Annotated in this window: 9 protein-coding genes; 5 read left to right on the forward strand and 4 right to left on the reverse strand. The window is 61.5% G+C overall.

The window, feature by feature from the left end:
• Positions 1-73 precede the first annotated feature (73 nt).
• The gene (locus tag NCS28_RS15385) at positions 74-1,483 is read left to right on the forward strand and encodes an OprD family outer membrane porin (protein WP_250514619.1); all 1,410 of its coding nucleotides are present in this window, start codon (positions 74-76) and stop codon (positions 1,481-1,483) included.
• A 15-nt stretch (positions 1,484-1,498) separates the two neighbouring features.
• A complete protein-coding gene (locus tag NCS28_RS15390) occupies positions 1,499-2,827 on the forward strand; it encodes a cytosine deaminase (RefSeq protein WP_250514620.1) in 1,329 nt (442 codons plus the stop codon).
• A gap of 1,105 nt (positions 2,828-3,932) precedes the next feature.
• Here NCS28_RS15390 and NCS28_RS15400 read toward each other — a convergent pair.
• The 3 genes from NCS28_RS15400 to NCS28_RS15410 form a co-directional block, all read right to left on the reverse strand.
• Positions 3,933-5,264: an MFS transporter gene (locus NCS28_RS15400; RefSeq protein WP_250514621.1), complete on the reverse strand. Its 1,332-nt coding sequence runs from the start codon at positions 5,262-5,264 to the stop codon at positions 3,933-3,935.
• A gap of 62 nt (positions 5,265-5,326) precedes the next feature.
• The gene (locus NCS28_RS15405; protein ID WP_250514622.1) at positions 5,327-6,316 is read right to left on the reverse strand and encodes an Ldh family oxidoreductase; all 990 of its coding nucleotides are present in this window, start codon (positions 6,314-6,316) and stop codon (positions 5,327-5,329) included.
• Positions 6,317-6,354: 38 nt separating this feature from the next.
• Positions 6,355-7,947, reverse strand: coding sequence for an AMP-binding protein (locus NCS28_RS15410; protein ID WP_250514623.1), 1,593 nt, complete (start codon positions 7,945-7,947; stop codon positions 6,355-6,357).
• 379 nt (positions 7,948-8,326) lie between these two features.
• On the opposite strand from NCS28_RS15410, the gene NCS28_RS15415 reads away from it, so the two are divergent.
• From NCS28_RS15415 to NCS28_RS15425, 3 genes are read left to right on the forward strand one after another with little or no spacing between them, the layout of a single operon-like run.
• Entirely contained in the window at positions 8,327-8,776 is a 450-nt protein-coding gene (locus tag NCS28_RS15415; protein WP_250514624.1) for a Zn-ribbon domain-containing OB-fold protein, read from the forward strand.
• On the forward strand, positions 8,776-9,966 hold the full coding sequence (locus tag NCS28_RS15420) for a thiolase C-terminal domain-containing protein (protein ID WP_250514625.1): 1,191 nt from the start codon (positions 8,776-8,778) through the stop codon (positions 9,964-9,966). Before NCS28_RS15415 ends, NCS28_RS15420 begins: the two co-directional genes overlap by 1 nt.
• A gap of 23 nt (positions 9,967-9,989) precedes the next feature.
• Entirely contained in the window at positions 9,990-10,877 is an 888-nt protein-coding gene (locus tag NCS28_RS15425) for an SMP-30/gluconolactonase/LRE family protein (protein WP_250514626.1), read from the forward strand.
• A gap of 26 nt (positions 10,878-10,903) precedes the next feature.
• Here NCS28_RS15425 and NCS28_RS15430 read toward each other — a convergent pair whose 3' ends face one another.
• Positions 10,904-11,959, reverse strand: coding sequence for a LysR family transcriptional regulator (locus NCS28_RS15430; protein ID WP_250514627.1), 1,056 nt, complete (start codon positions 11,957-11,959; stop codon positions 10,904-10,906).
• Between the last annotated feature and the right edge of the window lie 167 nt (positions 11,960-12,126).

Genomic DNA, 12,126 nt, shown 5'->3' on the forward strand with positions numbered 1-12,126 from the left:
TTCTAAATAATTCGGATGACGAAGTAAAGAGACGGATCACGCGGGCGAGACCACACGACGATAGGAGAAACCCATGGACGGGTATGTGACGTTCGCCGCGACACGGCGACGTGCCTTGCAATGCAGTGTGCTGTGCATGATCGTTTTGCCGCTTTGCGCGAACGCGCAGACGCCCCCGCCTCTGGATTCCGCTTCGGACGTCAAGCTGGCGGAGCAGCAGGGCCAGGACACGATCGAGCGCGCCGCCGCGACCGCCGCCGAGCAGACATCGCCGGGCGGTCCCGCGACAGCGGAGAACCTCGTCGAGATGTTCACGAAGGGACAGTTCTTCGGCGATGTGCGCGCGATCTATTTCTCGTCGCACAACGCGTTCTATCAGACCGGCATGAATCAGGACACGATCAGCTATGGCGGCGGCCTCGGCTACCGCACGGCGAGCCTCTATGGCTTTTCGCTGGGCGTGAGCGGCTATCTGCAACGCGGCATCAACCACTCCGACAATCCCGCGAAGGTGGATGGCTATCTCGGGCCGAATCTCACCGCCATGGGCGAGGCCTATGTGAACTGGCAATACCGGCAGTTTTCGGTGACCGCCGGAAATCAGGCGCTCGACGTGCCGTTCGCCTCCACCTACGACTGGCGCATGGCCCCGCAACTGTTTCAGGGCGTCGCGGCGAAGTACGGTGACACGGATAACTACGTCACCGCCTTTCGCATGTTGCGCTTCAAGTCGTACATCGACGATTCGTTCAAGCGGCTGACTACCTATAACTCGAACGTCGATCCCTTCTCGCCGATCGGCACCGAGGAAACGAGCGGCTTCTATGGCATCGGCGGCATGCGCACGATGGACGCGGGCCCGGTGTCGCTCAAGGGTCAGGCGTGGTACATGGGCTATCTGGACTACGCGCGCATGACCTACCTCGAAGGACAGGTGACCCGCAAGGACGGCGATATCAAGCCGTTCGCCGCCGCGCAGTTCTTCTACGAAACCGGCGACGGCAAGGAATTGCTCGGGCCGGTGCATAGCCAGGTCTACGGCCTTCAACTGGGCCTCAAGCACAACTCGCTCACGCTCAGTCTCGGCTACGACTACATCAAGCCGAACGGAAATTCGTACCTCAATGGCGCGCTCGTTACGCCTTACGCGCACAACGTCGCATCGGGACCGTTGTTCGCCCAGCCGTTTCTTTCGAGCACGCAGGATCTGGGCGCGGGCAACGCCTATGCGCTCGATCTCAATGGCGCGCCGATCGAGAACCTGTTCATCGGCTTTCGCTATTCGTTCATGGACCTCAAGTCGAGTCCGGCTGCGCCCAGCCTCAATCAGTCGGAGTATCTCGCCTATGCGATCTATTCGCTTTCCGGAAAGCTCAAGGGCTTCAGCATTGCCGATTTCTTCGCGCTACAAAGCTCGCCCGCCGTGCGCAGCAAGTTCATTCAGAACCGGCTGACGCTTCAGTACGTCTGGGGACCGCAGTGACCACGAGGAGCGGGCATGGCTGTCGCGCATGAACTGCAGCGACTCAACGATGCCGCGGAGCAGCGCGGCTACTGGCTCCATCGCGCGAGGCTAGCGGGCGCCGGGGAACGAGGCGCGTTGCCGATCTGCTCGCTGAAGGTGCGGGCGGGGCGCATCGAGCGGATCGTGACGGGGGCATGCCGCGATGCGGAAGATAGCCTGCCGTGTCTCGATCTCGATCATGGCCTGCTGCTATCCGCGTGGGTGGACGCGCATGTGCACCTGGACAAGGGTCACATTGCGCCGCGCGCCGGCACGGGCGGCGGCCTGCATGCGGCGATCGCCGCGGCGCAGGCCGACTCCGCGAGTTGGACACGCGACGATCTCACGCGCCGCATGGCATTTTCGCTGCGCTGTGCGTATGCGTACGGCACGCGGGCGCTGCGCACGCACATCGACTGGGGCGGTGGCGAACCGCCGCTCGCCTGGGACATCGCGCATGAGCTCGCGCAGCGCTGGGCCGGCCGCATCGATATGCAATGCGCGGCGCTGTGTCCGCCGGAGATTTTCGTGGACATGGCCGCCGGCGAACGCGTCGCGCGGGAGGTCGCGGAGCGGGGCGGCGTGCTCGGAGCATTCGTCTATCCGATGGCGGGCGTGCAGTCCCTCGTGGAGCGGGTGTTCGCGCTCGCGGAACGCTTCGATCTGCGCCTCGACTTTCACGCCGACGAGCATCTCGCACCCAACGTCGATGCGACGCGCGCCATCCTCGCCGCCGCGCGCAAGACGCGCATGGGGGAGCGGGTGACATGCGGCCATTGCTGCAGTCTCGCGACGGTTCCGCTCTATACGGCACACGCGCTTTTCGATGAGTTCGCGGACAGCGGGGCGACGCTGGTGAGCCTGCCGCATACTAACCTTTATCTCCAGGACCGCCATGCCGAAGGCGCGCCGCGCGTCAGAGGCATCGCGCCGATGCGCGAGGCGGACATGAAGGGCGTGAAGATCGCGCTTGCATCGGACAATCATCGCGATCCCTTTCTGCCATTCGGCGATCTCGATCTGTTGAGCACGCTCACGGTCGCATCTTTCGCAGCGCATCTGGACCAGCCGTTCGAGCGCTGGAGCGGAACGGTGACCACAACGCCCGCCCGAGCGCTGAACCTCTCCTGGGACGGCGTGCCGGGCGAGGGCGCGCCCGCGGACCTCGTGCTGCTGCGCGCGCGTGACAGCACTGAGGCATGCTCGCGGCCGCAGGCCGACCGTCGCGTCGTGCGGGCCGGGCGCTTCATCGATACCGCGCTGCCCGACTATCGTGAACTCGATTTGCCGCATCGCGTGGCGCGACCAGACTATCAACTATAAAGTGACCATGCGTGGCATCGTTCGTATCGCGGATCTGTGCGAAGTGGCGCGGTGCAGGATTCCGCGCGCGATCTTCGATTATGTCGATGGCGGCTCGTACGACGAGCACACCCTTGCATGACAACTGCGCCGATCTGAATGCAATGCGCCTGCGCCAAACCGGGATGGTGAACGTCTCGGAGCGCCGCTCGCCACGACGGTCGCTGGCGAAGCCGCGAGCATGCCGCTTGGGATAGCGCCGACCAGTCGCATCGGGTTCGTGCACGGCGACGGCGAAATTCTTTACCGCGCCGCGCGCAGCCGGCGTGCCGTTCTGTTTGAGCACCATGTCGATCTGCTCGCCGGAGCGCGGCCAACTGTTGTAGTCCCGCGATCATCCAATTATCGGGGCAAGTCGACAAATCTAGGGATAGATAGTCTTCCATGATTAGGCGGTTCTCTCGCGCTCGCTCGTCGGAAGGACCGCTTGCGGCTCCAGCCCGGATCGCAGCACACTTTGTCGATGCCTTAAAGCACTCAGACATGGAATCCTAGGCATCTGTGCCGACCATCGAACGCTCTATTTGCGATATCGCATTCGAATGGTTCGACCTTACGGAGGAGATGGATCGCGCTCACGTGGATGCCGGACCAGAATGGCCCATGACTGCGCCTCGCACGTGCTCCCTCGGTGTGTTGCGTGAGCGCCAATTGCGACGCGCGCCTCGACGACTTCACTGCGTCCACCTGCATTTGTGACCATAGGCCATTCATCGCTGCTGGTTACTGTCTGGACGGCCGCGCCTAGCACGGTGATTACAGGTTCGGCGCAATCGAGCGGTTATCCGACTGACGCTGTTGAAATACGCGGTTTCCTTCTGTCCAATGCGGCTGCTCCAGTAACGCGTGTCATCGCCGCGTTCCGAATGCCCGAGCTTGATGACCGCAACCAGGTCCCGCGAGAACGCGGGACCTGGTTAGCGCCCGGACTCCCGCGAGAGAGGCAATGAGGCGTTATCGCGCTGTGTCATACTCCTTCGAAAAATATCGTTTGTCGTCGGAATTGACTGCCCGCGCACCTAGGACTGCGCCGTCACGTGACAGAGGCGAATGGCGCAACAAGACCTTACGCCCGCGACACTTCGCCGTTTTCGAATTTCCGAGCCCTTCGTTGGTTCGGGACGAAAATAAGCACACACAGCGCGGCGACGATCATTAGCGCCGAGATTGCAAGCAGTCCATTGACGAGGCTGCCGGTCGCCGACTTTATCAAGCCGAGTAGAAAGGGACTCGTCATTCCCGAGAGATTCGACAAACTCGAAATCACGGCAATGCCGGCGACGCTCGAGCGTGTCGAAAGGAGACTGGTCGTCATCGCCCAGAAGACCGGAAGCGATGAAACGATCGCGGCGCGCGCAAGAGCGAACATGGATATGGAGAGACCGAGGCTGTGCGCGGTGAGAGACGTGGCGCTCAGCGCGACCGCTGCAACAAAGGCTACGGTAATAAAGTGCCAGCGACGCTCGAAATGCTTGTCGGAATGACGGCTGTACAGAATGGTCGAGATGGCCGCCACAGCATCGGGGATCATTGCATACAGACCCACTTGCTGAAGGTTCCCCACGCCCAGTTCCCGAATTACGGTTGGCAACCAGAAGCTAAGCGCGTACGAGCCGCACAGCATGCAGAAGAGTACGAAACTCAGCAGATAGACTTTCGGATCGGCGAACGGAGAGTGTGTGCGAGTCACAGATGATGCCGCCGCAGCGGCCGAGGCCACTTCATCCAGGACCAGGGATCTTTGCGCGTCGGTGAGCCAGCGCGCTTGGGCAGGACCGTCGACCAGATAAAGATAGGCTACGATGCCGAGCAGGCTGCTGGGCAACCCCTCTATCAGAAACATCCACTGCCAGCCCTGCAACCCATGTACGCCGTTCATGTTTTGCAGGATCCAGCCGGAGGTTGGCCCACCGACAAGTCCTGCCGCTGCCGTCGCAAGCATGAACAGTGCGACAACGCGCGCGCGGCGCGCTGGCGGGTACCAGTACGTGAGATAGAGCACGATGCCAGGAAATAACCCCGCCTCGAAGACGCCAAGGAAAAAGCGCACGACGTAAAACTGAACCGGCGTCGAGACGAACATCGTGCAGGCCGACGCCAAGCCCCAGCCGAGCATGATACGTAGGAGGGTCTTGCGTGCGCCAATCTTGTGCAACAGGAGATTGCTGGGCACTTCGAAGATGAAGTACCCGACAAAGAAGATGCTCGCACCGAGTCCGTAGACGGCGTCTGAGAAGTTGAGCGCGTGCTTCATTTGCAACTGCGCGTAGCCAACGTTGACTCGGTCCATGTAGTTCAACATGTAGCAGATGAACAGTAGCGGAACAATGCGCAATGTGATCTTTCGGTATGCACTATCGCTTTCAGTTCGAAAAACGCCTGAAGCCGGATTCGACATGCTTGTCTCCTAGTTTATTCGTTCGATCGCCGAGCGATGCTGCTCGGGCTCGACCGTGTGTGTCAGGCGCCTGCAGCGACCGCTTTCAACGCCTCATAGATTTGGTCCGTCACTTCGATTTTGTTGCGGGCGCGCCGCTTTTCGCGTTCCGCCACGGATCGTTCGAACGGCACGCGCACCGGTCTCGTCGGATCAAGCGGGCGGGTACTGCGCAGGTCGTTCGCAAACGCGCACACCCGTTGCGCGTAGTCGTCAGCGTCTGTGAGGAGTTTCGGATCAACCAAAAGCATGAAGAAGCCGCAGTCACGCAGTTTAGGCGGCGCCGCCGATGCGCCGCTCATCATGCCGAGCAACTGCACGACGAGGGCGAGTCCCGATCCTTTGTGGCCGCCCCACACTGCGAACGCACCGGCGAGAGCCGCAGTCGGATCACGCGTAGGGTTACCATCAGGCGCGAACGCCAGCCCTTCCGGCAGCAACTCGCCCATGCGCTCGGCCAGTACGACTTCGCCGAGCATAATCGCCGACGTGCCGATGTCCCAGATGATCGGCGTTCCCTCGCTTGGGAAGCCAAAAGCGATCGGGTTGGTCGAGAAGCGCCCTTCGCTGCCGCCGTGCGGCGCGACGCGGCGCCCGCCACTACCGGCTACGAGACCCATAAATCCCGCGGCCGTAATCTTCTCGAGGTAGTAGGAGAACATCCCGGTGTACCAGGTCTGATTTGCGGTGACGACCGCGATGCCGGTCGCACGTGCCTTCTTGAGCGCGATTTCCGTAGCACGATGAGCAACCAGATAGCCGACCTGATCGCCGCCGTCGAGCGCCGCCGAGACGGGCGACTCCTTGACAATCTCGATGGGCTTGCGTGGCGTCGGCGTTGCGTGAATACGTTCAACGACAGAAAGTGCTCGAGGTAGGCCGCCGAATGAGAGACCGCGTAACTCGCAGTCAATCAGATGGTCGCTAATAATGTCCGCCTCGGCTGCCGGGTGGCCGATAGCGACCATGCACGAGTGAATCAGCGCTCGCGCGTCATCAATGCTGAGAATCATGTCTGTCTCCGATATTGCCTGTCGTGGCGGATAAGTGACTACTTTGCGCCGACGGACGGCACAGATTCAGACTGAGTCGCGCTGTCCCACGCCGAGACGGAAGGTACGGATTTTTCCAAAACGTGCCGCTCGATCTTGGCTGAGCCCGTCTTGGGTAACGCTTCACGAAATTCGATAAAGCGTGGAACCATGAACTTGGGTAAGCGGCTCTTTAGCCATTCGTGTAATTCGCTTTCGGTAACCGACCGCGCTTCGCGCAGTACGCCGACGAGATACACTTCGTCTTCGTTGTCGCCCGCGGGCACGCCCAGCACCGCGCATTCGACCAGCTGAGGATGCTGGATCGCGATAGTCTCGACCTCGTAGGCGGAGATGTTCTCGCCTCGCCGACGGATTCGTTCCTTCTTGCGGCCGGAGAAGTATAGATACCCCTCGTCGTCGGCACGCATCATATCTCCGGTGTGGAACCACAGATTGCGCCACGCACCGACCGTCGCCTCCGGCTTGTTAAGGTACCCGTTCATCACGATCCCGGGTTGTTTGGGGCGCAGCACCAGTTCGCCGACAGAACCGGTCGGCACCGGCCGATCAGCCTCGTCGACGATCGCGGCGTCCCAGTCGCCTCCCGCGCGGCCCGATGCTCCGAGCTTGCGTTCCGGGAAGGGGGTGAACACGGTCATGCCGGTCTCGGTCATCGCGTGAGCCTCGACCAGACGCACGTTAAAGCGCGCCTCGAACTCCGGATCGTGATGGGCATTGAACATGACGCGCACGCGATGCGCCCGGTCGTCATCCGACGGCGGCTTGTGCTTGAGGATCGGTGGAATCGTGAAAATGGTGGTGCTGATCGTTGCGTTTGCAAGGCGGACGTCTTGCCAGAAGGTAGTGGCGCTAAATCGCGGTGCAAGATGCACCTGAGCGCCCAGCAACAGCGCGGGCAGCGTCGCCATCGTTCGGGACATCCCGTGAAAGAGCGGCAGCGGCGAAAAAACAATATCGTCAGCGGTCATGCCGACCGCGTTAATAAAACTTTGCGCGGTCTGGAAGGTCAGCGACTGCGGCAGAAGCACACCTTTGGAGGGCCCCGTAGTACCCGACGTGTAACAGATAAACGCGGTGTCGGCAGGGGTCGCCGGCGCGCACACCGGATCACCGTCTTCGACGGTCAGCGCTTCCCAACTGAGTGACTTCATGCCGGGAATCCCGTCATGCGCGCCGCAGATCACGATCGTTTCCAGCGAGCCACGCTGAATCGCCGCCAAGTTACCAAAGGCCGTCGCAAGATTCGCGCTGGTGACGACGACTCGCGATTTCACGTCGCAGGTGACGTAAGCGAGCATGTCGCCCGTGTAGGCAGTGTTGATCGGTACGCAGACCGCGTTCAGCAGGCTGAGTGCAAACCAAGAAAAAACAAATTCAGCCGAGTTGTCCAGCATCACCATTACCGGCTCGTGGGGCACGACACCAAGCGAGCGCAGTCCACGTGCGACCGATTTACTGATCGCATGCGTTTCGCGAAATGAATACGTTCTTCCGTCGACGCTGAGAAAGGGCTTGTCGCCGTGACGCTCGGCGGCCTGCGCGAGCAGCTTGCCGAGGATACGTTCTTCGTAGGGGATTTGGAGGCTCATGGTTCCTGACTCGGTTTCATCTCGCAACGCCTGATGGCGGTGGCGCTCATGCGTTGGGAATCGCTAGGTTCGAATGAAATATAGAAGGCGCTGGCGGTGTCAGGTAGGAGCGCACCCATATCGCCGCCATGCGGCCACGGCATGACAGCGCGACGTTGAGGCCTCCAACCATCAAACATCGGGTTAGCCCTAGTTTCCTTAGTCTCTCTATATGCCATGCATGTCGTCTGAACGTCTTCCGCTGAGGTCCTGTTTCAGGTATGCCTTGATTGCATGTCTGCCATGTCGAGCGGCTGCTACTGCTGCCAGTTCGATCTGCCTATAGTGGGCGCAAGACGTCCACTGGCGCAGCTGCGCTTGCTCATCGAGGAGACACCCTATGCCCTATTTGCCCGACACGATGCCCGCTCCGCAACCCTCGCGCGACGACGCGCCGTTCTGGAGCGCCTGCAATGAAAGTCGCCTGCTGATTCGCCATTGCACGGAGTGCAAGCGCTTTTCTCACCCGCCGATGCCCAGCTGCCCGCACTGCGGGTCCACCCGGATGGACTGGAAAGAGGTGAGCGGCAACGGCACCGTGTACACGTACACCATCAGCCATCACCCGACGCACCCCGCGCTCAAGGGGCACGGCGCATACAACGTTTCGGTGGTACTGCTCGACGACGCAGGCGACGTGCGGCTCGTGAGCAACGTCGTCGACGTGGCGCCTGAAGACATGAAGATCGGATTGCCGGTAACGGTGTATTGGGATGCCGTTGCGGACGGAGTTCAGTTGCCGCGCTTTAAGAAGCGCGTTGAATCAAACCAAAACAAAGGGGGAGAATAATGAGCTTTCCGACCGCAGACGCGCCCAAGCGCCTTCAGCCGTGCATCGTCGGGGTGGGCGAGACCGCCTACGCCAAACGCGGCGGACATAACGACCAGTCCGAGTTCGAGCTGTGCCTTGAGGCCATCCGCAATGCAGCCACCGATGCCGGCATCGAGGCGAACAAGATCGATGGGTATGCATCGTTCGGTTTCGAACGACACGAGCCCGTGATGGTGCAAGCCGCGCTCGCCGCGCCCCGCTTGCGCTTTTCCTCGCTGGTGTGGGGTGGTGGCGGGGGGGGTTGTTCGGCGTCGGTGATGCTAGCTGCCTCGGCCGTCGCGACCGGGCAGTGTCAGTATGCGGTCGCGTATCGTTCGATCTGCCAGGGGCAGTATGAGCGTTATGGCGAATACCGTGCGCGACCGATGTGGGGCTCATACGTCGCACCGTTCGGGCTGATGTCGCCGGCGATGATGATGGCGCTCGTCTATCGACGCTATCTGGAAGAGTCGGGCATGAACGCAGACCATCTCGCGGAACTGGCTGTCACGATTCGCGGCAACGCGCAAAAGAACCCGCGAGCGGTGATGCACGGCCGCCCGATGACGCACGACGATTACCGTGCCGCTCGAATGGTCGCCGACCCGTTCCGCTTGTACGATTGCTGCCTCGAAACGGACGGTGCCTGCGCGGTGCTGATTACGTCGGCCGAGTTGGCGGAGAAGCTGCAGCGGCCTGCGGTTCCGATTCTTGCGGCAGCGCAGGCCAGCGGCGCACGCTGGACGCTTGGACCGATGGGCTCGCACAACATGCCGCTCGACACATACGCCACCATTAATTCCCGGGACGTCGCCGCAGCGCTCTATGAGCAAAGCGGACTGACGCCGGCGGATATCGACGTCGCGCAGTTCTACGACGCGTTCACCGGGCTGATCCCCATGGCGCTCGAGGACTACGGTTTTTGCCAGCGCGGTGATACCGGTGCGTTCATCGAGGCGGGGGAAATTCGTGCGGGCGGGCGCTTACCGATCAATACGTCGGGGGGCTTGTTGTCCGAAGCTTATCTGCACGGCTTGAACCTCGTGATCGAAGGCGTGCGGCAGATGCGCGGCGAATCGACCGCCCAGGTCGATGGGGCTCGACACTGTCTCATCACGAGTGGCGGCGGCGGCGGCAATAAGAGCGGACTGATTCTTGGCCGTCGATAAAACCCTTACTCTCGCCAATTGCCATGACTGACATGACCAATGAAATTCACGCTGAACTCGCGTTTCGCTGCGACACGAAACTTGGCGAGGGCCCCGTCTGGAGCCCCGCCGATGGCGTGCTGTACTGGATTGATCTGATCGGAAAGCGCCTGTATCGAGGCAATCCGCAAACCGGCGAAGTCGACTCGAAGGCGCTGCCGTATCGGTGTGCGCGCGTCACGCTCTGCGCCGATGGCCGTTTGTTGTTCTCGTTCACGCGCGGCCTCGCGTTCGGCACTTACGAGAGCGACGACTATGTTCCATTTGCGGCGAGCGGCTTGATCTCGCCGCAGGAACGGTATAACGACGCGGCGTGCGATTCGCGCGGCCGCTTCTGGACTGGCACCTACGACGTCGATCTTAAAGCACCGATCGGCGGCATCTACCGTTTCGAGGGCGATCAGGCATCTCGTGAAGCCGACGGTATCCGGCTCGCCAACGGACTGCGATGGAGTCCGGATGAGCGTTCGATGTACTTCGCGGATTCGCGTCCGGGGCAGTTGTGGGCGTATGAGTTCGATGTGAACGACGGGCATGTCGGCGAGCGCAGATTGCTCGTCGATTACACCGATACGGGTGTAAAGCCCGATGGTCTGGCGACTGACACCGATGGCTGCGTGTGGATTGCGGAGGTGCACCGTTCGCGCGTGGCGCGCTACACGCCGCACGGCGAACTCGATTGCGTGGTTCAGGTACCGACCCGCCGGCCCACTTCGGTCTCGTTCGGCGGCGCCGACCGAAAGACTCTGTACATCACGACACGGAACGACGGCATGTCCGAAGCTGACTTCGCCACCGAGCCGTACGCGGGATGTGTGTTCGCGGCGGCTTCGCCGGTTCCCGGTCTGACCGAGCACGCATTCCGGATTTGATGAAAATCGAACGATGCAGTCGGTGGTTAGCCTCGCATGACCATCGGCGCACCTTGCCATACGCCACTTTGCACGAGCCGGCGGACTTCACGCTGAATCAGTTCGCCGACAAAGCGGACCGTTTTGAGACGACGGTGCTCCCGCGTGGTGGCAAGGGTCAGGCAGATGGACATGCCGGGCTGGTCGATGGCGCGGGCGGACAGTTGTCCGGCCGCGACCTCTGGGGCGATCGTGCCGTAGGTCAGCAGCGTATAGCCGAGCCCTTGCGCGGCGAGTGCCTTCAGGAGCGCCGTGCTGTTGGTCTCGTAGATTGGATCGAGCGGCGCGCCAATCTCTCCGAACGCTTCGTCCACGAGTAGCCTCAACGCCTGGCCACGCGTGGGCAGGATCAATGGCGCGTTGACAAGATCGGCCATCGTGGGCCGCTCAATGTCGAGCAGATCGGCGTTCGGCTTTCCTACGAGATAGAGCCGTTCCATTAGCAAGGGCACCGCGACGACGCGGGAGTCGGTCGGCGGATCGAAGAGCACGGCGATGGAAAGTTCGTTGTTCAGCAGTTGTGCGCTCAGCAGGGGACTCACGTCCTGAACGAGGCTCACGTGGAGCTTCGGCCAGTGCGAGGCGATTGTGGAGACGACATGCGCCGCAAGATAGGAGCCCGCCGTGTGCGTCATGCCGATCGCGATCGAGCCGGACACATCCTCAGCCGAATGCATCACCTCTTCGCGCAATTGGGCGAGTTGCGTAAGGATGCCGGCCGCCTTGGCGGACAGCAGCTTGCCTGAACGCGTGAGCTGGCAGCCGCGATTGGTGCGCACGAATAGCTCTACGCCAAGTTCCTCTTCAAGACGCTTCATCTTGCGCGTGACGACCGGTTGTGCGAGGTCGAGTTGCACCGCCGCGCGCGAGAAATTTTCCAATTCGGCGACCTTGCAGAAGATCTTCAGCAAGTCGCAGTCAATGGACTGTTCGCCGATCGGTGCACCGCTCGTAGTCATGTCGAAAGTGTATCGCGGGAAGAAGCCGCCATCGTAACGAATCTTTCCCTGCGTGTCCATGGTTGGCCCGTCGCGGCAGCGCACCCAGACACGCCTTCGCCAGGGAATTCCCTAGAACACGATCGCTTTGAATGGCTGTGAGGCAGGGTCAGCAGACGTAGCGCTGTATTCGATCGGGCGAAGTCTCTGCTCGTCTTATGCGTCAGGTATGCGCGTCCGTTATGGCCGGCATGTCATCTTGCTCCTACTGC

It is taken from the genome of Caballeronia sp. INDeC2 (assembly GCF_023631325.1).
GTDB lineage: Bacteria > Pseudomonadota > Gammaproteobacteria > Burkholderiales > Burkholderiaceae > Caballeronia.